Annotated in this window: 23 protein-coding genes; 3 read left to right on the forward strand and 20 right to left on the reverse strand. The window is 72.4% G+C overall.

The features are described from left to right. Nucleotides 1-9 precede the first annotated feature (9 nt). Nucleotides 10-423, forward strand: a complete 414-nt coding sequence (locus LQ327_RS23015; RefSeq protein WP_230738103.1) for an SRPBCC family protein — start codon at nucleotides 10-12, stop codon at nucleotides 421-423. Nucleotides 424-496: 73 nt separating this feature from the next. On the opposite strand, the gene LQ327_RS23020 is transcribed toward LQ327_RS23015, so the two are convergent. Genes LQ327_RS23020 through LQ327_RS23040 form a run of 5 tightly spaced genes read right to left on the reverse strand, consistent with a single transcriptional unit; the run spans nucleotide 497 to nucleotide 4,038 of the window. Further along, on the reverse strand, nucleotides 497-1,096 hold the full coding sequence (locus tag LQ327_RS23020; protein WP_230738104.1) for a carboxymuconolactone decarboxylase family protein: 600 nt from the start codon (nucleotides 1,094-1,096) through the stop codon (nucleotides 497-499). Nucleotides 1,097-1,116: 20 nt separating this feature from the next. Next, entirely contained in the window at nucleotides 1,117-1,578 is a 462-nt protein-coding gene (locus tag LQ327_RS23025) for a GNAT family N-acetyltransferase (protein WP_230738105.1), read from the reverse strand. Between the two features lie 23 nt (nucleotides 1,579-1,601). Further along, nucleotides 1,602-2,186 carry an isochorismatase family protein gene (locus LQ327_RS23030; RefSeq protein WP_230738106.1) on the reverse strand — a complete coding sequence of 195 codons (585 nt, stop codon included), beginning with the start codon at nucleotides 2,184-2,186 and terminating at the stop codon, nucleotides 1,602-1,604. Beyond that, nucleotides 2,183-3,598, reverse strand: a complete 1,416-nt coding sequence (locus tag LQ327_RS23035; RefSeq protein WP_230738107.1) for an MFS transporter — start codon at nucleotides 3,596-3,598, stop codon at nucleotides 2,183-2,185. The genes LQ327_RS23030 and LQ327_RS23035 overlap by 4 nt, the downstream gene beginning before the upstream one ends. Then, the gene (locus LQ327_RS23040; RefSeq protein ID WP_230738108.1) at nucleotides 3,595-4,038 is read right to left on the reverse strand and encodes a MarR family winged helix-turn-helix transcriptional regulator; all 444 of its coding nucleotides are present in this window, start codon (nucleotides 4,036-4,038) and stop codon (nucleotides 3,595-3,597) included. The genes LQ327_RS23035 and LQ327_RS23040 overlap by 4 nt, the downstream gene beginning before the upstream one ends. 753 nt (nucleotides 4,039-4,791) lie before the next feature. Here LQ327_RS23040 and LQ327_RS34970 point away from each other — a divergent pair. Continuing rightward, entirely contained in the window at nucleotides 4,792-5,526 is a 735-nt protein-coding gene (locus tag LQ327_RS34970) for a C40 family peptidase (protein WP_230738109.1), read from the forward strand. 49 nt (nucleotides 5,527-5,575) lie between these two features. Here the strand turns inward: LQ327_RS34970 and LQ327_RS23050 are convergent, their stop codons facing one another. The 13 genes from LQ327_RS23050 to LQ327_RS23110 all read right to left on the reverse strand — a co-directional run bounded on the left by LQ327_RS23050 (nucleotide 5,576) and on the right by LQ327_RS23110 (nucleotide 14,896). Continuing rightward, complete coding sequence (locus LQ327_RS23050; RefSeq protein WP_230738110.1) at nucleotides 5,576-7,063, reverse strand: AMP-binding protein; 1,488 nt, start codon at nucleotides 7,061-7,063, stop codon at nucleotides 5,576-5,578. Between the two features lie 47 nt (nucleotides 7,064-7,110). Then, nucleotides 7,111-7,839, reverse strand: coding sequence for a tyrosine-protein phosphatase (locus tag LQ327_RS23055; RefSeq protein ID WP_230738111.1), 729 nt, complete (start codon nucleotides 7,837-7,839; stop codon nucleotides 7,111-7,113). A 99-nt stretch (nucleotides 7,840-7,938) separates the two neighbouring features. Continuing rightward, nucleotides 7,939-8,208, reverse strand: coding sequence for an ANTAR domain-containing protein (locus LQ327_RS23060; protein WP_230738112.1), 270 nt, complete (start codon nucleotides 8,206-8,208; stop codon nucleotides 7,939-7,941). Nucleotides 8,209-8,363: 155 nt separating this feature from the next. Continuing rightward, nucleotides 8,364-8,558: an ANTAR domain-containing protein gene (locus LQ327_RS23065; RefSeq protein WP_230738113.1), complete on the reverse strand. Its 195-nt coding sequence runs from the start codon at nucleotides 8,556-8,558 to the stop codon at nucleotides 8,364-8,366. A 131-nt stretch (nucleotides 8,559-8,689) separates the two neighbouring features. Further along, the gene (locus LQ327_RS23070; protein WP_230738114.1) at nucleotides 8,690-8,854 is read right to left on the reverse strand and encodes a hypothetical protein; all 165 of its coding nucleotides are present in this window, start codon (nucleotides 8,852-8,854) and stop codon (nucleotides 8,690-8,692) included. A gap of 74 nt (nucleotides 8,855-8,928) precedes the next feature. Then, nucleotides 8,929-9,198: a hypothetical protein gene (locus LQ327_RS23075; protein WP_230738115.1), complete on the reverse strand. Its 270-nt coding sequence runs from the start codon at nucleotides 9,196-9,198 to the stop codon at nucleotides 8,929-8,931. 350 nt (nucleotides 9,199-9,548) lie between these two features. After that, nucleotides 9,549-10,301: a GAF and ANTAR domain-containing protein gene (locus tag LQ327_RS23080; RefSeq protein WP_230738116.1), complete on the reverse strand. Its 753-nt coding sequence runs from the start codon at nucleotides 10,299-10,301 to the stop codon at nucleotides 9,549-9,551. Between the two features lie 161 nt (nucleotides 10,302-10,462). Beyond that, nucleotides 10,463-10,657 carry a hypothetical protein gene (locus LQ327_RS23085; protein WP_230738117.1) on the reverse strand — a complete coding sequence of 65 codons (195 nt, stop codon included), beginning with the start codon at nucleotides 10,655-10,657 and terminating at the stop codon, nucleotides 10,463-10,465. 159 nt (nucleotides 10,658-10,816) lie between these two features. Continuing rightward, nucleotides 10,817-11,302, reverse strand: a complete 486-nt coding sequence (locus LQ327_RS23090) for an ANTAR domain-containing protein (protein ID WP_230738118.1) — start codon at nucleotides 11,300-11,302, stop codon at nucleotides 10,817-10,819. Nucleotides 11,303-11,521: 219 nt separating this feature from the next. Further along, nucleotides 11,522-12,220 carry a hypothetical protein gene (locus LQ327_RS23095; protein ID WP_230738119.1) on the reverse strand — a complete coding sequence of 233 codons (699 nt, stop codon included), beginning with the start codon at nucleotides 12,218-12,220 and terminating at the stop codon, nucleotides 11,522-11,524. A gap of 120 nt (nucleotides 12,221-12,340) precedes the next feature. Then, nucleotides 12,341-12,724 carry a hypothetical protein gene (locus tag LQ327_RS23100; protein ID WP_230738120.1) on the reverse strand — a complete coding sequence of 128 codons (384 nt, stop codon included), beginning with the start codon at nucleotides 12,722-12,724 and terminating at the stop codon, nucleotides 12,341-12,343. A 518-nt stretch (nucleotides 12,725-13,242) separates the two neighbouring features. Next, entirely contained in the window at nucleotides 13,243-13,857 is a 615-nt protein-coding gene (locus tag LQ327_RS23105) for a hypothetical protein (protein WP_230738121.1), read from the reverse strand. A 232-nt stretch (nucleotides 13,858-14,089) separates the two neighbouring features. Then, nucleotides 14,090-14,896 (reverse strand): hypothetical protein, encoded by an 807-nt coding sequence (locus LQ327_RS23110; protein ID WP_230738122.1) that lies wholly within the window; start codon nucleotides 14,894-14,896, stop codon nucleotides 14,090-14,092. 459 nt (nucleotides 14,897-15,355) lie between these two features. On the opposite strand from LQ327_RS23110, the gene LQ327_RS23115 reads away from it, so the two are divergent. After that, nucleotides 15,356-15,667: a hypothetical protein gene (locus LQ327_RS23115; RefSeq protein ID WP_230738123.1), complete on the forward strand. Its 312-nt coding sequence runs from the start codon at nucleotides 15,356-15,358 to the stop codon at nucleotides 15,665-15,667. 31 nt (nucleotides 15,668-15,698) lie between these two features. Here LQ327_RS23115 and LQ327_RS23120 read toward each other — a convergent pair whose 3' ends face one another. Further along, nucleotides 15,699-16,667 (reverse strand): helix-turn-helix transcriptional regulator, encoded by a 969-nt coding sequence (locus LQ327_RS23120; protein ID WP_230738124.1) that lies wholly within the window; start codon nucleotides 16,665-16,667, stop codon nucleotides 15,699-15,701. 1,649 nt (nucleotides 16,668-18,316) lie between these two features. Beyond that, nucleotides 18,317-18,730 carry an ANTAR domain-containing protein gene (locus LQ327_RS23125; RefSeq protein WP_230738125.1) on the reverse strand — a complete coding sequence of 138 codons (414 nt, stop codon included), beginning with the start codon at nucleotides 18,728-18,730 and terminating at the stop codon, nucleotides 18,317-18,319. Nucleotides 18,731-18,798 lie beyond the last annotated feature (68 nt).

An 18,798-nucleotide genomic window follows, 5' to 3' on the forward strand; every position in this document is an offset into this window, starting at 1 on the left:
GGAGCCGTCATGCTCTACCGCACGACCGTCGACGTCGACGCCCCCGCGGCCGCGGTGTGGGCGATCGTGCGCGACGTCGAGACCTGGCCGTCCTGGACCCCGACCATGAGCACCGTCGAGCTGCAGGACTCGGCGTTCGAGCCCGGCGCCACGGTCCGCGTCAGCCAGCCGGGACGGAAGCCCGACGTCTACACCGTCCTCGCGGTCGACGACCGGCGCTTCCTCTGGGCCGCCCGCAAGACCGGGTTCCGGCAGTGGGCCGACCACCGCGTCGAGGGCCTCGGACGCGACCGCTGCCGCGTCGAACTGGCCTTCGGCATCGACGGGACGCTCGGACCCGTCGTCGGGCCGCTCTCCCGGCGCACCGTCGTCCGGTTCGTCGACACCGAGGCCGCCGCGCTCAAGGCGCGCGCCGAGGGGTAGGTGCGCTGACGCGCTTGTGAGCACTAATTGACGCTATGGCGTCACTTAGTGCTCACGAGCGCCGGAGGCGCACCTATGGCGCAGGGATCTCGAACGCGTTCAGCAGCGCCGACGTCGCGAGGTACATGCCGATCAGGTGGACCATGTCGAGCACGCCGTCGCGCCCGAACGCCTCCTCCGCCGTCGCGTACACGGCGTCGTCAACTCGGTGCGTGCGCACCAGCTGGTCGGTGAACCGGTACGCGGCGGCCTCGTCGTGGGTGAAGCCCTCGGTCGACCCCGTCCGCAGGCCCTCGAGCACCGTCTCGGAGAGCCCCACCGTCCGCCCCACCGCGACATGGGCGTAGATCTCGTAGTCCGCGTCCCAGGCGAGACCGACGGACAGGATGACGACCTCGCGGATCGTCGCCGACAACGACGAGTGCCGCTGGTCGTGCTGCACCCACTGGTTGAAGCCCTGCGCCTGTCCGGGGCGCAGCACGAAGGCGTTGAACGGGCCGATGAGCCCACCCTGGTCGTCCGTCGGCGCGAAGCCGGAGTGCTCGGCCCAGCGGGCGGTCCGGCCGCGGACCTGATCGGACGCCGCACGCTGGTCGTCGTCGAGCTCCAGCGTCTCGTTGCGCGGGAGGCGTCCGCCCCAGTTCTTCGCGTCCGCCGCGGGATGGGAGGTCATGCGGCGGACGCTAGACGCGATCACCCGTCGTCGCGCGGCGGCTCCCAGCGGAAGAGCGTCGAGTCGCGGCGGCGGAACCCGACCCGCTCGTAGAGCCGGATGGCGGCCTCCCGTGACGGGCGCGAGGTGAGGTCGACGGTGCGCGCCCCGACCTCGACCGCACGCTCCAGCGCGGCGCGCACCAGCGCCTCGCCCACCCCACGGCCCCGGACGTCGTCGTCGACCACGACGTCGTCGATGTGGGCCCGCAGGCCCGTCGGGAGCGGGTACATCACCAGCGTCAGGGCCCCGACGACGGCGTCGCCGAGCCGGGCGACGAACAGCGTCGTCGCCTCGTGCGCCACCACCCAGGCGAGCGTCTGCCCGTCGAAGGCCGCGCTGCGCGAGAGCTGCGGCAGGAGGCGTTCGACGGCGGCGCGGACGCCGTCGTCGAGCACGTCCACGATGTCGATCGTGACTTCCGCGTCGTTGCCCTCGGCCACGCGGCCACGGTAGCGGCCGGGGCTCACACCGCCGCAGGCGCGCCGAGCGTCGCGAGCACCTCGGCCGTCGTCGTGGTCTCGCCGATCTTCGGGAAGATCGCGCCGACGCTGTGGTGGTGGGTGGCCTCGTCGGTGTCGGCCATGGCGTCGGTGACGAGCACGACGTGGTAGCCGTGGTCGTGCGCGGCGCGGGCGGTGCCCTCGACGCCCATCGAGGTCGCGACCCCGGTGAACAGCACCTGGGTGACGCCGCGGCGGCGCAGCTGCAGGTCGAGGTCGGTCCCGACGAAGCCCCCGACGTTGCGCTTGGTGACGACGACGTCGGTCGGGTGCCCGGCGAGCTCGTCGACGATCTCGTCCCAGCCCTCGGGCGGGGTCCCGCCGGCGCGGGGCCGGTCGGACCGTCCGGGGCTGAACCCGGCCCCGTCGAGGGTCACCCGCACCAGGATCACCGGCAGGCCGCGCGCCCGGAACGCGTCGGCGAGCTCGGCCGAGCGGGCGATCACGTCGGCGAGGGGGTGCGGGGTCGTCTCCCGGCCGGATGCGATGCCGCGCTGCAGGTCGATGGCGACGAGCGCCGGGACCGGGTCGAGGGTGGAGAGCGTCACGCGGGGTCCTCCTGGGTTGCGCGGTCCTGGGTCGCGGTGAGCCGGCCGAGGGAGCGGTCGGCGACGGTGATGACGAGGAAGAGGGCGCTCGCGACGAGCATGACCAGCGCGAGGTCGTGCAGGCCCGGGGTCGTCGCGCCGTGGGCGAAGGCGATGCCGCCGGTGGTCGAGGCGGCGATCGCGCCGAGGTAGAAGAAGGTGCGCATCAGTCCGGCGGAGGACGCGACGCGGGCCGGGTCGCTCTGGCGGTAGGTGGCGTTCTGCACGGCGAGGGTGTTGAGGCCCTGCGGCACCCCGGCGATCAGGGTGACCACGACGATGAACCAGATCGCGCTGGTGTCGCCCAGGAAGAACAGCAGGACCGAGACGATCACCTGGCCGGCCGCCCCCACCAGCAGCTTGCCCCGGAGCTCGCGGCGACGTCCGCTGATCGCCGCCACCCCGATCCCCGTGATGAAGATCGGCAGCAGCACCAGGCCGGCCACGGACGGGGAGAGCCCGCGGCCCTGCTCGAGCCACTGGGTGAAGCCGTAGAGCAGGCAGTAGGTGACGGTGGCGGCCAGCAGCGCCCGCAGGAACGTCACGAGCAGCGGGACGTTGCCGCCGAGCACGCGCAGGTCGAGGAACGGGTGGGCCGCGCGCAGCTCCCACACCGCCAGCGCCGTCCCGGCCGCGACGACGACGGCGAGCAGCGGCCACCAGGCCGGGTGCAGGAGCACGAGCAGCAGGGCGACCAGCGTGACCGCGAAGAGGACGATGCCCGCCGGGTCGAGGGTGGCGGCGAGGCCAGTGGTGCGGTCGCGCCGTGTCCCCCGCGGGAGCCGGCGGGCGCCGAGGACCAGACAGGCCAGCGCGAGCGGGACGTTGACGGTGAACGTGGTCCGCCAGCCGCCCAGGCCGATGAGCAGGCCGCCGAGCGTCGGGCCGATGACGGCGATGGTCTGGGTCGAGATGGAGAGCAGCGTCAGGATGCCCTCGGGGCTGTCCCGGCCGGTGCGCCGTGCCTCGCCGCGGATCATCGACATCGCCGCGGGGTAACCGGCGCAGGTCCCGAGCCCGAGCAGCACCCGGGCCCCGACCAGCGTCCAGATGTCCGGCGCGAGCGCCCCGAGCAGGCCGCCGATCCCGACGAGCGCGGTGCCGACGAGGTAGAGCGGGCGCGGTCCGTAGAGGTCGACGAGGCGCCCGGTCACCGGCTGGCCGACCGCCGTCGCGATGTAGAGCCCGGCCACCAGCCACGCCGTCTCCGAGGCCGGGGCGCCGAGGGCGATGCCGATCGGGACCAGGGCGACCGCGATCAGCGACGAGTTGACCGGGTTGAGGATCGACCCGAGGATCATCGGGGCGATCAGGCGGCGGTCGAAGGCGTTCGCGTCGCCCGAGGGCCGCAGCCGCGCGAGCAGCGCCGTCATCGCTGCACCACCCGTTCCAGCAGTGCCATCGCCTCGACGACGGTGGCGCACTCGGCCTCGGTCAGCCGCTCGGTGAGCGCCGCGGCCAGCCAGCCCTCACCCGCCGTCCGGGAGCTCTCCAGGAAGTCGCGGCCGGCCGGACTGACGGTGACGACCTGGCGGCGGCCGTCGTGCGGGTCCTTCGTCCGCGTCACCAGCCCGCGCTCGTCGAGCGCCGCGACCGACATCGCCACCGACTGCGGCCGGACCCCCTCGGCGGCGGCGAGCTCGCTCGCGCTGGCCGGTCCCTCGCGCCCGAGCCGGCTCAGCAGCCCCGTCTGCGAGGCGGTCAGCTCCGCGCGGTCGTAGTTCTCGCGGAAGCGGCGCCGCAACCGGCCGAGCCCGACGCGGACGGCGCGCGCGGCCTCGACGGCCGTGGCGGTCGGCTCAGCGGTGGTCATGGTGGCCAGCCTAGAAGCACAGTCCAAACTGTTCAACTCAGACTGCCTATCTCGGCCGTCACCGCGCTCTGCCGTCACCCCGTTCTGAGCACCCCGTTCTGAGCACCCCGTTCTGAGCGAAGGGCCCCTTCGGTCGATCTACTCGAGCGAAGGCGCCCCCCGCTCGAAACGTGGTCGGCCCGGGATTCCGGCGAAGGGCGCCCCCGGCCGGGTAGACCGACCGACGGGGCCCTTCGGTCGGAACGGCGGGCCGTCCCGACACGGACAACCGCCCACCGCGTCACACGGACGGCTCACCGCGCGGCCATCGCGACGATCGGCGGGTCGAACCTGGACGAATCGCCCACGCTCCGCGGCGCGTGGCCCTGCCCCTGGCGGACGATCACTGCTCCGTCAGGCCGTACAGCAGGGCGTTCACCGCGATCGGCGCGGGACACACCACGACGGGCGGTCCCATAGGACGGCGCGGGCCAGGCGACCGTCCGCCGTCCCACGCCCCGGAGCACGTCCTGTCGGTCACGAAAAGGTCTCGGTACGGTCTCGACCGGCTCGCCTCCCGGTGGGCCGACCCGGTTCCTGTACCCGGGTCGCCGTGCCCGTCCGGCGACCCGCTCCCCAGGGTGCGGACCGGGCCACGTGCGAGTTGCGCGGTCGAGGACGGGAGCGGCGTCACCCCGAGGCGCCGTGGACGACCGAGAAAGTGCCGCCATGCCCGGACGTCATGTCGCCGCCGCTGGTCCAGCGTCGCTGCCGGTGTCCCTCCCCAGCTCCCTCACCGACGGCACGCTGACCCGGGCCGGGATCGCCGCCGCCCTCGTCACCGCGAGCGCCGCGGCCGTCGCCGGCTCCACCGGGGCCTTCGCCGCGGTCGGCAACGCCGACGTCTCGCATGCCGCGACGAACATGTCGTACGCCCCCGCGGCGGCGCACACCTCGCTGCCGACGCAGCACGCTTCGGTGACCCCGATCGCCGCCAGCGCGCCGTCCGCGGCCCCCGCCGTCAAGCACACCTCGCCCGCGGCCGAGACCGCGAAGAAGGCCGCCGCCGACCAGGCCTCCGCGGCCAAGGCCGCCGCGCAGAAGGCCGCCGCCCAGAAGGCCGCCAGCGCGAAGCAGGCGTCGGCCGCGGCGAGCCTCGGCGCGATGGGCGACCGGATCGTCAACACCGCCTCCGGGTTCGCCGGCACGCCCTACGTCTGGGGCGCCACCGGGCCGGACTCGTTCGACTGCTCCGGGTTCACCCAGTACGTGTTCAAGAAGATGGGCATCAGCCTCCCGCGTACCGCGCAGCAGCAGTACGACGCCGCGGACCACATCAGCAAGAGCCAGGCGCAGCCCGGCGACCTGGTGTTCATCGGGAGCCCGGGCGACATCTACCACGTCGCGATCTACGCCGGGAACAACAAGATCTGGACCGCGCCGGAGCCCGGCCAGTCGGTCAAGCTCGGCAACATCTTCGGCGACGCGAGCTACGGCCGGATGCGGTAAGTCGGTGCGCTTCCGCGCTCGTGAGCAGTAAGTGACGCCAGGGCATCACTTACTGCTCACGAGCGCGTAGCGCACCTCGGCGCACCTTCCCCGCGTCGTCGCGCAGCGGGTGGTCGACCAGCTCCACCGCGCGCGGGATCTTGTGCCGGGCGAGCCGCCCCGCGAGGTCGGTCGGCAGCCGCTCGGCCAGGTCAGGCCCAGCGTCCGGTGCCGGCTGCACGACGGCGTGCACCACCCGCCCGAGGTCGGGGTCCGGCACGCCCACGACGACGGCGTCGGCCACCTCGGGATGCGCGAGGAGCGCCGCCTCCACCTCCGCCGGGTACACGTTCGCGCCGCCGACGAGGATCATGTCCGCGCGACGGTCGGCGAGATACAGGTAGCCCTCGTCGTCGAACGAGCCCATGTCGCCCAGCGACTCCCATCCGTCGACGGCGCGCGCCCGCGCCCCCAGGTAGTGGTAGGTCGGCGAGGCCTCGGGCCGCATCCAGATCTCCCCGACGACGCCGGGCGGGCACTCGCCGCCGTCGTCGTCCCGGACCGACATCAGCCCGCGGGTGACCCGCCCGACCGACCCGGGATGGGCCAGCCACTCCCGCCCGTCGATCATGGCGCTCGCCTGCGACTCGGTCCCGGCGTACAGCTCGACGAGGACCTCCGGCGCGGGCAGCCGCTCGAGCCAGCCGCGCTTGACCTCGGGCGGGCACGGGGCGCCGACGTGCAGGGCGGTGCGCAGGCTCGACAGGTCCGCGTCGCGCCACGCCTCCTGGGGCAGGCGCAGCATCCGGCCCATCATCGTCGGCACCAGGTAGAGCCAGGTGACGCCGCACTCCCCCACCAGCGCCAGCGCGCGGGCCGCGTCGAACCGCTGCATCAGCACCACGTGGTGTCCCTGTAGCAACGCCATCAGCGAGAACATGTACGGCGCGTTGTGGTGCAGCGGCGCGGTCGCCAGGAAGACGCCGTCCCGGTCGATCCGGAGGCCGTCGGCGCGCGCCAGCACGTGCTCGGTGCACGCCGCCTGCCCGGCGACGATCACCTTCGGCCGGCCGGTGCTGCCTCCGGACGTCGGCGCCTTCCACGACGGCCCGACGACGTCCGGCAACGGGCCGCCGTCGTCGTCGGCCTCGGGGAGTTGCAGGTCCGCGAGGTCGAGCCACGGCCGGTCGGCGGGCCGCAGGCCCACCGTCAGAGCGGGCTCGGCGACGGCGAGGACCGCCTCGAGCTCGCCGTCGGGCAGCCGGGCCGAGAGCGGCTGCGGGACGGCTCCGAGCTTCCACGCGGCCACCGAGCACGCGACGTGCTCGACGACGTTCGGCAGCGCGATCGACACCAGGTCGCCGCGCCCGACCCCGCGCGCCGCGAACGCCCGCGCGAGCCGGTCGGTGCGGGCGTCCATCTCGGCGCGGGTCAGGACGACGTCGCCGTCGGACACCGCGGGGGCGTCGGGTGCGGCCTGCGCGAGCGCCCGCAGCCGGGCCGGGAGCGAGGTGGCGCCGGCGGGAACGTCGGGCTCGGGGAAGCGTGGGGTCGGCACCCGGCCACGATCCCCGGCGGGCGCGGGCCGCGCTCGGCGACGACGGGTCAGCGGCGCAGGCGCTGCTGCCAGCGCTCGATGTCCTCCGGCGCGACGCCGTTCTCGCGGTGGAAGGCCACCGGGTCCGGCCCGACGTGGTCGAGCACGGCCGTCATCGCCGGGATGGACACATCGAGCAGATGCTCGATCGCGGCCAGGTCGGTCCCGTCGAGCCCGAGCCTCGGCCGCAGGTTCGGCAGGGCGTCGCGGGTGGCGAGGTAGTCGGCGACGATCTCCGACCGCGGCACGCCGGCCAGGGTGAGCAACAGCGCGACGGCAACGCCGGTGCGGTCCTTACCCGCGGCGCAGTGCACCAGCGTGGGCCCGTCGGCCTGCGCGGCGCGGGCGACGAGGACCGGCAGCCACCTCGGGGCCGTCCCCAACAGCTGCAGGTAGAGCTCGCCGAGGCTGGTCCGACCCTCCCGCATCCGCAGCTGCTCCGCGGGGGCGAGCGAACCGGCCAGCGGGAGCGCCACGATCTCCACCCCGCGCCCCGTCAACGGGTGGGGCTGGTCGCGGAGCTCCTTCGGGTCCCGGAGGTCGATGACGACCCGCGGCGGCCAGCTGCCGTCACCGAGGGTCTCGACGACGGGCTCCTCCGCGTCGCCCGGGTGCGGAGCGTCCGATCGCCACAGCACGCCCGGGCGGACCCAGCGGCTCATCGCGGAGCCCGGCGCGCCGACGTCGCGCAGGTTCACCATCTGGTTCGGCGTCACGCCCGGGTGCTGGAGGCTCACCGCATCCAGGGTGGACGCGCGGACGGCTGGAGACGATGAACTCGGGACGAAGAATCCCCGCTCCGGACGCGATCTGCGTCACGGCGGCCGGAAACGACGTCAGCAGCCCTCCGCCCGATCGCGCCCGAGGACGCGTCGGCCCGGGAGCCGGGACAGTTCCTCGGTCACGCACAGCTCGCGGGTCAGCGAGAGCTCGCCGTAGATGACCTGCTGAGCGACCTCGTGCAGCGCGGTGCCGGTCATGGCGGCGTAGGTGCGCAGCCCCCGGTCGGCCTCGCCGACGTCCACGGTGAGGACCTCGGCGAGCACCCCCTGGGCGCGCAGGATCTGGATGTCGCGCCAGTCGCGCGGGTTCAGTCCCTCGGCCATCGGACCTCCCGGGTCCGGCCTCTCGCGCTTCTCGGGCGAAGCGACGACAGGGTCCGGGCCGTCACTGCTCACCGGGATGGTCCTCCGGCCGGGCGCCGGGATCCACCCTCGGAGCGAGGCTCGCAGTCCGGTGAGAGCCGACGCGCAGGGTGCTCTCAGGCCCCGGTCCGCCCGGCCTCGAGGACGACCAGGTCAGCCAGCTCGAGCACCGGGATACCGGTCAGGCTGGACCCGTCCATGATCCACTCGAACGCCCGGCCCGCGGGCAGTCCGAGCGCGTCCATCACCACACCCGCCGCGGCGGCGACCCGCGCCTCGTTGGCGAGGACGGGTTCCGGTGGATCGACCATCGGGGCTCCGATCGAGATCGGCGTGGGTGCCAGGCCACGCGGCACGGCAAACGGCTGTCCCCCCGGATCGTTGACGACGGTACCGGTCGGGCTCGGCCGCCTCCCGGGCACCGCCTCGGTCAGCTCAGACCTCAGGCGAGCGCACGGAGATGCCGCCCGAAGGACCCGCCGGCCAGGCGCGCGCTGCGGGCCACCTCCGCGAGCGCGGTGACGTCGTGGTCACGGAGCCAGTCGGACAGCGTGGTGTCCGTGAGCGGCGGGTCGTCGAGGACGCTCAGGTCGGTGCCGGGTGTCATGGGTTCTCCGTAGGACCGGTCGAGCCGACCCGGAGCAATCTCCGGGCTTCTCGCCGTCGGGTGTGTCGGCGGGGTCAGCGCCACCGGCGGGCGGCGAGCCGACGGGGTGAGGCGCAGGACGTGGAGCGGGGTCCGTCCGGCCGCGCCGCGGCGGTCTCCGGGTCCGCGCGTCCGTTCACCTCGCTCACGATCTGCTCGGCCATCGCCGCCACGCTCAGTCCCGCGTGCTGGGCGTGCCGGGCCAACAGCATCGGCGCGAGGTGTATCGGCACCTCGAAACGCGCGCTGAGCACTCCCTCGGCCTGGCAGACGGTCGGGTTGAAGGGTTCCCACGGGGCTGGCATGTGACGTCCGATCGGAAGAGGCTGAGGGTGTCCCCGCTCCCGCTGGGGGGCCGCGGGAGCGGGGGCACCCGGGCCGGGGCACGCAGTGTCGCGACACCACAGGGGGATTGGAGGCCGCGGCGCACACCCGGGACTCGGGGGCGCACACATGGCGCCCGGGAGCGTTGCTCTCCCAGCGGGTCTCAGCGGCCGCCGTCGGACCGTCCCCGCAACATTGGCGAATGACTGCGGAACAGCCGACCGCTCGTCCAGCAGACCGGATGAGCATATCCCCCGATCCGGAGCATTCCTAGCGCTCAGCGGATATATCTTGCGCTCTACGTACAGTGATGTGGTATGCCAAGAAGTAGTCAACGGCCGATGCCCGGGATGTCCGCGTCGTCGACCACGTGCCCGCCACTTCGCCGCACTGTCTCGTCGTGGACCCACCGCGCCACCTCGGCGAGCTTCATGTTCGTCTCCTGCGAGGATCTGACCAACATCTGGAACGCGGCGTCGTCGTCGACCCGGAAACGCTCCATGAGGATGCCCTTGGCCTGCCCGATCAGATCCCGGCTGTCGACCGCACGCTGCAGCGACTGCGTCTGTTCGCTGCCGTAGAGGAGCATCGCGGCCTGCAGGGCGAACAGCCCGGCGGTCAGCCGCGACTCGGCGTCGAAGGCATCGGGCCCGGCGGCGTACAGGTTGAGCGCGGCGCGCATCCCGCCGCCGGTGTGCAGCTCGCTGGAGAGCATCGAGCGGTAGCCGGACTCCGTGGCGTGCGGGGCGAACCGGGGCCAGCGCGCCGCGTCCTCGCCGGCGAGATCGCGCACCAGCACGCTGCCGTCCTCCGGCGGATCCACGATCGCGGTGACGCAGGGCCCCTCCTGGAGCTCGCCCTGCAGCTGGTCGAGCTTGGTGACCGCGTCGCTGGTGGGGTTGCGGGAGACGACCTGGCCGCTGTCGGTCATGGAGATCCCGCCCGCGTCGGCGGCCGGCACCGTGCTCACGGCCGCTGCGACGATGTTGCTGAGCGTCTGGTCCAGGTCGCGGATGCTGCGCTTGGCGGTCAGGTCATGCGCCGCGCGGCGCAGTGCGGTGGTCAGGTCGTGGCTGGTATCCATCAGGTCCCGATTCCTCCGTCCTGCGGGTCCACAGGGCGAGGTGCGGTGTCGGCTCTCCCCGGCGAATCACCGGCAAGCTTCGTCGGGCGGACTTCCCGTGCGCTCGGTGGACAAAACCCGCCGGGAGTCCGCCTGTCGGATGCACTGCGGCCGGATTGCCGTCAGGGGCCGGCGAGTCGTGCGCGCAGCGCGGCCTCGGTCCCGGGCGTGATGACAGCCGGCTCGGACCGTCGCCGCCGCAGCTGCATCTCGAGCTTGATCTGTTCGCTGCGCTCCCTCGTCGCCTCCGCGGCGGCGACGGCTGCCTGCGCCCGTTGGAGCGCGAGTGCGACGCGACCCGTCTTCTCGCTGGCCATCGGCGCCTTCCTCAGGTGAGCGGCTACGGCTCGAGCCAGGACGCGGCGCCGGAAACGCATCGAGAGGGTGGGTGGTACCCGGACGACCACCGACAGCAAACCCCGGTCGGCGATGTGGGCAGGGTCCTCGAGCCCGGTTCGGCCGCCGCGCGCGCCGGATCAGCGGAAGTGCTCGCCGTGATGACGGCCCATCGAAGCCAGCAGCCGGGTGAGCTCGTCGCGGTGCGGCTGGCCGGTGTCGATGTCGCGCAACTCGATCAGGAAGCGGTCGGCGACGACGGCCAGCTTGACGTTCGCCTGTTGGGAGACCCAGACCAGGGCGTCGAACGCCGCCTCCGCGCTGATGTCGAAGGCGCCCATGATGACGCCCTTGGCCTGGTCGATCTGGGCGCGGGAGTCGAGCGCACGGAGCAGCGCCTCGATGCGTCGCTCACCCGCCTCGGCGCGCTCCTCCGCCTGCTCGGCCCGACCCTCGGCGCTCGAGGCGCGTGCCTCGGCCTGGTTCGCGCGGTCTTCGGCGTCGCGGACCCGCTCGTCCCCCGCCGCGGCGCCTCCGCCGTTCTCGGCCGAGCGCGGCCTGGTCGCGTGGTGACGGTGCGCGGACGGCGGTTCGGCGCCCGGGACGGTGTGGGTCAGCTCGGTCATGACGCTCTCCGGTGCGGTCTGCCGCGTTGGAGCCGGAGCAGCGTCGTGTTGTGAGCCGCCGGGGCCTGCTCGTTCCCTGCCGTCGCGTCGCAATCTTGATCCGGAAAACGATGCGACAGGCCATTATGCGAGCACGTGGCCTCGGCGGTGGTCAACCGACCGGCACGAGGAATCCAGGCCCGTCACGAACCCGCGCCTGACGGGTCGCGGCAGAACCCGTCAGTCGGGTTCCGGGGTCTCGACGTCGTCGGTGTGGCACGTGAGGCGGTCCGCCACGACCATCGGGTCCGCCGACCATTCGAGGTTGACCAGCAGGAGCCGCTCCGCCGCCGACGGCTCGATTCCGAGGCGTCGGCCGATGGTTGTGATCGCGAGGTCGTAGCGGGCGCTGACCCGGTCGTCCGGGGTGTAGAGCAGGGTGCTCACGCGCGTGGCGAACATGTCGACCAGCACCGTCGTGTCCACGCCGAAGGCTCGAGGGGTCCTGGCGTAGAGGTCCAGCGCAGTGCGTTCACCGCACGCGCTGCGCAGCGTGGTCGAGTGCAGCGACCGGAAGAGCGGGGCGGCCGGGAGCGGCGTGTCGGCGCCCCAGACGGCGTCCGCGGCCAGGTCCGCCACCGCGAAGAACGACCGTCGCCACGGCTGGATGAACGCCGCGTCGAGCAACGGCCCGCGACCCCGCTCGGTGTGCCAACGGTCGAACTCGGCGATCGCCGGGTCCGTGCGATGCGTGGAACGCACCCGCCCGGCCCTGACATAGGAGATCGCCACCGCCTCGGCCGCCGGCACGCTGGCCAGGCACACCTCGACGGTGGCCTCCAGGGGGTCGTAACCCCGGGGGCGGTGTCCGGCACCGCCGGCCAGGACCCGATGCAGAGCCTCGTCGAGACTGCTCGGGTCATCGCCGTCCGCCGCCATCGTGGACCTCCCGCGAGGTTCGGCCGCGGCCACCGGGCGGACCGTGATCGGAACTCCCGGGACAGACGGGCTTCAGCCGCAGCTTGTCCGAGGAACGTACCGGTTGATCATTCAGCGAAATTAGGCGGTCCGGCGGCAACAGCCGGGTTCGTCCTGCGACTCGGCGGACGACGGCAGTGCCCGCAGCCCGAGGTCGGCAGCCCGGGCGGTGTCGCCGTATCCGTCGGCGGGCCCGTCATTGCCGACGGGCTCGTCGTCCTCCTCGCCCCATCGGGTCACCATCAGCCCGTCCGGGCCGCACCACACCAGGAACGACGCCGTTCCCGGGTGGATCGTGTCGGTCGAGTAGTCCTTGTAGAGCACGACGGCCATGGACCCGTCCGGGGAGTTCCGGACGAATCCCTTCGCCCACTCCAGCGCCGTCACCAGGTCGCGGAAGCGCTGAATCTCGGTGCCGGCGCACGGGTCGGCGCTGAGCACCTGCCAGTGAAGCCCCAGCGCCATGACGCGACCGTACTCAACCATCGCCGCACGTCCCGGCGTCGTGCAGTCGGTCTCAGGACGCGGGCCTGATGACTCATCGCCCACACCGGCGCCGCCCGTACCGGGTCGCGACGGCCGTGCCCGGGAGAAACTCGACCGATCCCGGGCCGTCAGACACTCCGAGCGGATGGAGGCCGTTGGCTTGTCTCCCCGATGCGCCGAAGCTCCTCGTCCGCGAGTCGGGCACCTGCCGTCGAGGCGTTGTGCCGGCGACGGTCGACGTCATCCTTCGCGGCCTGGGCGCGATGCTGGTGCAACTCCGCCGTCTGGCGCATGTGGCGGGCTCGGGCGACGACCTGGCAGACCTCCCTCGCGAGTTCGAGTCTCCGGGAGGCGGAGTACATGACGGTCTCCTCCCGCCGGGCAGCGCTCCGGCGGCGTCAGGGCCAGTCGACTGACGGTACTCGCGCTGTCTCGCTCCGTAAACAGATTTCGCCTCGACTGACGCTCGGCGCCGCTGGGGCGGGCGCACAGCCGGGTCAAGCCGGTGGCAAGTGCCATTTCTCGCGCAGCCGATGACCTTCGCGACGCTCGTCGTCGGCCTTGTCGCGGGCCCGCTGCGCGGACTCGCGCGTGTCGTCGGATTCAGCCGCACGGGCTTGATCCGCTCGAGCTTCCCTGGCGTCGGCGACGTGGTCGAGTGTCGAGGCGACCTCGTCCGCCATGTGAGCAAGTCGGCCGGCCAGATGTCGAGCATGTGCACCGGCTTCTGCGGTTCGCACAGACACCACGTCGGCCTTGCGGACGATCTCATCGTGCTGGCGATCGATCAGCGAGCCGACCCGGTACAGCGCGGCGTCGAGGCGAGCGACACGGCTGTCAGCTCGAGCCACCGCTTGGGAGGCGCGGTCTCGCGCGGCCCTCGACCGGCCGAGGACGTCCGCCAGGGTCCGGCCCCGAGCCCGAGACCGCCGGTCCAGAGCGGCCTCACGCGCATCGACCCGCCACTCGCGGGCGTCGGCGTCATGCTCCCGCTGATCGGCTTCGGCCTCCCGCCGGTCGGCCTCGTAGTCGCGCTGATCAGCGGCTCGGTCCCGAGCATCCGCACGTGCATCCCGCTGATCAGCGATCGACTCTCCGCGCCCGGTCGGCATGGGACGAGGGCCGGGGACCGTTCCGGGCTCGAGGCCGGCGCCAAGAGTCGGTACCTGATGCATCGGGCCGCTGTTCATGATGTCCGCCAAGCCAGAGGGGAGAACTCAGGTCGTCTCCATGTCCCGGACCAGTGTGCGCCACCCGGACGTGGGTTGGGGCGCTCGTTCGGCGACTGCGCCATTGCGGTCGGGCGCCACCCGAGCACCGTGTTGCGGAGCGGAGGGGGCCGGGTCAGTCCGGTGGCAGGCCCCAGCTCTCCCGCAACTCCTGGCTCTCACGGCGCTCACCAGCCGCCAGGTCACGGGCCCGTTGCGCGGCCTCCCGCCTCGAGTCGGAATCAGCGAGGTCGGCCTGCTCAGCCCGTGGTTCCCTCGTCTCGGCGACACGGTCGAATGTCGTAGCGATGTCATCGGCGGTGGATGCGAGCTTCGCTGCCGCGCCCTGGGCACCGTCCCGCGCGTCGACCCCCCGAGCCGTCATCCTGATCTCACGTTCGATCTCGCGCTGCTCGCGCTCGGACTGCCGACGGTCCCGGTGCAGCGCCTCGCGCGAGCGCTTGAGGTGCTCCTCGGCCCGGGCCACCGTCTCGGCCGCGCGCTTCAATGCTGCGTCCGCTCGACTGAAGCGATCGGCCGTCGGCACTCCGCTGGCCCGCGCCAGCTCGTCCAAGGACGCCTCGCGCACGTCGGCCCATCCCTCGCGCACATCGGCCTGGTGCTCTCGCCGGTCGGCACCGGCCTGCCGCTGCTCGGCGGCCTCCTCCTGCTCGTCGGCCGCCATTTCCCGCTCGTCGGCGGCGCGGTCCCGGGCATCAGCGGCCCGGTCCCGGGCGTCCGCGCGCGCCTCCCGCTCATCGGCGGCCCGGTCCCGCTCATCGGCGGCCCGGTCCCGCTCATCGGCGGCCCGGTCCCGCTCGTCAGCGGCGCTCGCCCGGGCATCGTCTATCGCCTGCCGCGCCTCCGGGTCCGCGTCCGGCCGGCCGACGGGCTCGGGACCGTCCGACGGGACCGGTCCGAGCGTGGACGACTCGTCAGCCACCGGAACCTCCGGGCCCTTCCTCATGATCTCCACCAGGCCACGAGGAACCACCCACATCGCGGCCGGGTCGCGAGCAAGTGTGCGCCACCTGGAACGCGGTTGGGTAACCCTCTCAGGGGCGGCCTGAAGACGGCCTGCCGACTACCTACCGTCTTCGCGGCCGCTCTCGCGTTGTGCCGTGTCGGTGAAGTGCCAGACGATCATGCGCTGTCGTGGTCAGGACCGGCCACGGGCGACGACCATGAGGCCGAGGCGCCGGCCGTCGCGTCGGAGCGCCATTCAGATCCGCAGGGTCTTCATGACGACGTAGCGTGCCCGTTCGGAGCTGGCCCGCGGCCCTACCCGACCGACCAGCCGTCGCACGCCGCTGCCCGCTCGCGTCAGAAGGGAGTGCGGCTCGACCGGAGGCCCGAACGTTTACTCTGGCGCAGGACATCGGTCGGGCGCAGGCTGACTGTCATGCGCGAGGACGGCAGAGTCGGCGCACTCGTCAGGCTGTGCACCGAACTCAATTTCAAGAACTCTGTCGCCGAGGACGCCTACCAGCTCCGGGCCAGGGTCGTGGACGTGCTGTCAGAAAGCGCGGGAATCCTCGATACCGTTGCGTCGAGCCTCCGACAGCGCGCCGAGGACTGTCGATCGAGCGATGATCGCGTCCTGCTCCTCCGCAACGCCGACCGAGCGGGTATTCAGGCCGACTCCGGCCGCAGGCGCGCCGAGAAGCTGGCGGCGAAGGCCATCGAAGCGCCTCGTCCCGCTTCGCGGCCCTGACTCACGGCGTCACCCAGGCGGCGCGGGCAGGTCACCTGCGCAGCGTGTGACTCGGGGAGTTCCCATAGGTCGCGCGGTACTCGACGGAGAACCGTCCGGGGTGGTTGAACATCCACTGCGCAGCCACCGAGGCCACGGTGGCGCCGTTCGTCGAGTCCGCATCGACGAGGTCGCGGTGTGCGCCCTCGAGACGGACCTCGCGCAGGTAGGCCGACGGTGTCTGTCCGAGATGTTTCTGGAATGCGTACTCCAAAGCGCGACGACTGGCCCCGGCCGCCTCGGCGATCTCCTCCACGGAGATCTCCCGTCGCGCGTGCTCGTCGATGAAGGCCACCGCTCGACGGACCATGGCGGGCTCGGGCGGGCCGAACTCGTCGACGGTGTCCTCCAGCGTCCGCTCGATCACCCCGTGGGCGATCTCGTCGATCCCGACCCCGCGCTCGGCGGCCATGTCGAACAGCATCGTCGACGCCTCGCCCACGGTCTGGGAGTAGCGCTCGATCAGGACACCGACCGCCGCGGACACCGGATCGTGGATCGCTCGTAGTGCGACCTCCGCACCCCGGGAGACAGCGCGCGACCGGTCGTCCTCGAGAGGATCGCACTGCAGCGGTTCCGGAGGGGCGGGCTCGGTCCCGTTCTCGCGGTCCGAGTGGTTCCCGGTGCCCGGCACGGCTCGGAGGCCGAGATCAGCCGCGTGGACGGTCCGGGCCAGGACCTCGGAGCGGGCCGCCGCGACGTCGTCGGGGGTGTCCCGTCCCTGCCACTCGGTGACCATGAGGCCTTCCGCGCCGGACCAGACCATGAACGCGGGCACGGCGGGATCGGTCTCGTCCGTGGCGCCGTCCTTGCACAGCACCACCGCCGTCGACCCGCCAGGAGCGCTCCGGACGTGGCCCTTGGCCCACTCCACGGCGGTCACCTCGTCGGCGAACCGGTGAATCTCGGTCCCCACGAGCCGATCGGCGCTGAGCACCTGCCAGTGGTGGTCGACCCGCATGCCCCGCCCCGATCCGCTCGGTTCGCTCGGTGCTCACCCAGCCGAGGATCTCGGCTCGGGGCTCCTCTCCCGAGCACGGGCGGGAAGCGTCCAGGGTGCGGGGGTCGGTTCCTGCCCCAGGATCAGGGGCCGGGTCTCCCCGCCGGCTGCCCGGACGAGCGGGTCACCGCTACGTCCGGCCAGCCAGGTTCGCGACTGTCCCACACGGGGGCCTTGACCGCGCCTGTCGGTCGGTCTTCTCACTCCTCGACGACGACGTACGGGCCTGTCCGTACGTCCCCCGGGTGTTCTCCCGCTCGGCTCCAACGACGAATCCGGAGCCGGACGAGCCCGCTCACCAACCCGACGCCGCCCCGGGGCCCGACGAGGGCAACCAACACAGCCCATCGGCCCGTCCCGCCCGCACCCTGCAGACCTGTGACCTGCACAGATGGAGGGCAGGTCGGGTTCGAACCGACGACCTGACGAATCGTTGCCGGGGCCGTCCGGAGCGCTCGCGCCTGACTTCGGAATCGACCGCTGAACTGCAGAAACCGCCCTTGGTCGTCAGCGGCTATCCACCGTCCCGATGGGCAGTCTCACGCCGTTTCGTGTCCGTCAAGTGCCCAAACGATCATGTGCTCTGGCGGTCAGGACCAACCACGGGCGACGGCGAACAAGGTGAGTCCGCGGCCCTCGCCGCGCAGGACGAGCCACGTTCTGATCGTCTTCATGACGGCGCGTCCATCGAACTCGCGTCCGGAACTGCTGTGGGCGACAACCTCGGGGCTTCGCATGGAGCGAGTCGACGGGGCCGCAGATCGTCCCTGTCGTTGCGTTGGGTCTCGTCTGCCAGCAGCCCGGCTGCATCCGCGGACGCCTGCTCCTGGCGTCGGCAGGCGTCGCGCCTCGCCGCACATGCGCGCCGGTCGAAGCTTTCTGCCGCGTGCCTCAGCTCGGCGGCCCGCTCGGAGGCCCACCAGGCCCGTTTGGCGAGTTCGCGTCGTCGCAAGGGGGAGGACATCGGGGTCTCCTCCCGCCGAGCGTCGCCCCGGCGGTCTTGGGGTCAATCAAGGAACGGTACGCCCGCGGTGTCGCTCCGTAAACGGACGATTGCAGCGGGCGCTCTGTCGACGTCCTCGGCTTTTCTCTGTTGGACCATTCGCTCTCGCACAATTCACCACGCTGGGCTCCAACGAAGCGTGGGCAATTCGTCGCGACAGAGACGGGACCGCAGGACGAGCTCGGCGACTCCGTCGAGCGTCGGCGGCTGCCAGGTGATCGCTCGGAGCATCGTGTTGACGGCCTGCTCTTCGGCGAGATGCGCTTCGAAGTCCGGCTCGGGTACCGCCTTGGCGGGCGGACACCGGTCAAGTGACAGTAGGTCGCACGTGTGGCACATGGCGTGCCTCCAGACTCACCCGGCGCGGGGCACATGGCTGCCCGCCGACGGGCTCGGGGGTGGCGACCTCGGCTTCTGGAGTGAACCGCCTTCTGATCGCAGAGCAGCTCTCGTGATGCCCAGCCGCCCCCGAGGGGCACACGTCCATGGCACCGCGATTTCGATCAATCCGGAGCGGGTCCCCTCTCTCTGGGCCGGTCCCGCCACCTCTGTGGGGGGTGCCCTGATCCAGGGCGGAGCGCCCGGCCGCTGGAGGCGAAGGGCCTGGTCAGGGCAGGTGGGGTCCCCGGCGTCGTCCTTGGGCCGCCAGGACGCGGGTCACCTCTTCGCGCAGTCGCCCACCGAACTCGGTGTGCCGGACGTCGGCGAGGAACCGCTCGGCGATGGTGGCGAGCTTGATGTTGGCGTGTTGAGACACCCACGCCAGTGCCTGGAAGGCCGGCTCCGGCTCGAGGTCGAACACGCCCATCAGCACGCCCTTGGCCTGATCGATCGGGGCTCGGGAGTCGAGGGCGTACTCGAGGTCGGCGATCCGGCGCTCCGCGGCCTCGGCGCGGTCCTCGGCTCGGATGGCGCGTTGCTCGGCATGGATACGTCGTTGCTCGGCGATGTAGGTGGTCCGGTGCGGGTCTCGCTCGTCGCCGACGCCGTCGTCGTGACGCGCCGCGATGATCGAGTGCACCCTGGCGAGCGGGAGTTCGTCGGCGGGGCTGCCTGTCGTAGCGGACCTGGAAGTGCTGTTCACGGCAC

Source organism: Actinomycetospora endophytica (assembly GCF_021026375.1).
Lineage (GTDB): Bacteria > Actinomycetota > Actinomycetes > Mycobacteriales > Pseudonocardiaceae > Actinomycetospora > Actinomycetospora endophytica.

Coding starts and splice junctions, on each gene's coding strand:
- LQ327_RS23015 (WP_230738103.1), top strand. CDS start 10: ATGCTCTACCGCACGACCGTCGACGTCGACGCCCCCGCGGCCGCGGTG.
- LQ327_RS23020 (WP_230738104.1), bottom strand. CDS start 1,096: ATGACCTCCCATCCCGCGGCGGACGCGAAGAACTGGGGCGGACGCCTC.
- LQ327_RS23120 (WP_230738124.1), bottom strand. CDS start 16,667: ATGCGGGTCGACCACCACTGGCAGGTGCTCAGCGCCGATCGGCTCGTG.
- LQ327_RS23035 (WP_230738107.1), bottom strand. CDS start 3,598: ATGACGGCGCTGCTCGCGCGGCTGCGGCCCTCGGGCGACGCGAACGCC.
- LQ327_RS23100 (WP_230738120.1), bottom strand. CDS start 12,724: ATGGCGCTGGGGCTTCACTGGCAGGTGCTCAGCGCCGACCCGTGCGCC.
- LQ327_RS23070 (WP_230738114.1), bottom strand. CDS start 8,854: ATGACACCCGGCACCGACCTGAGCGTCCTCGACGACCCGCCGCTCACG.
- LQ327_RS23065 (WP_230738113.1), bottom strand. CDS start 8,558: ATGGTCGATCCACCGGAACCCGTCCTCGCCAACGAGGCGCGGGTCGCC.
- LQ327_RS23075 (WP_230738115.1), bottom strand. CDS start 9,198: ATGCCAGCCCCGTGGGAACCCTTCAACCCGACCGTCTGCCAGGCCGAG.
- LQ327_RS23040 (WP_230738108.1), bottom strand. CDS start 4,038: ATGACCACCGCTGAGCCGACCGCCACGGCCGTCGAGGCCGCGCGCGCC.
- LQ327_RS23085 (WP_230738117.1), bottom strand. CDS start 10,657: ATGGCCAGCGAGAAGACGGGTCGCGTCGCACTCGCGCTCCAACGGGCG.
- LQ327_RS23095 (WP_230738119.1), bottom strand. CDS start 12,220: ATGGCGGCGGACGGCGATGACCCGAGCAGTCTCGACGAGGCTCTGCAT.
- LQ327_RS23090 (WP_230738118.1), bottom strand. CDS start 11,302: ATGACCGAGCTGACCCACACCGTCCCGGGCGCCGAACCGCCGTCCGCG.
- LQ327_RS23115 (WP_230738123.1), top strand. CDS start 15,356: ATGCGCGAGGACGGCAGAGTCGGCGCACTCGTCAGGCTGTGCACCGAA.
- LQ327_RS23105 (WP_230738121.1), bottom strand. CDS start 13,857: ATGCCGACCGGGCGCGGAGAGTCGATCGCTGATCAGCGGGATGCACGT.
- LQ327_RS23060 (WP_230738112.1), bottom strand. CDS start 8,208: ATGGCCGAGGGACTGAACCCGCGCGACTGGCGCGACATCCAGATCCTG.
- LQ327_RS23080 (WP_230738116.1), bottom strand. CDS start 10,301: ATGGATACCAGCCACGACCTGACCACCGCACTGCGCCGCGCGGCGCAT.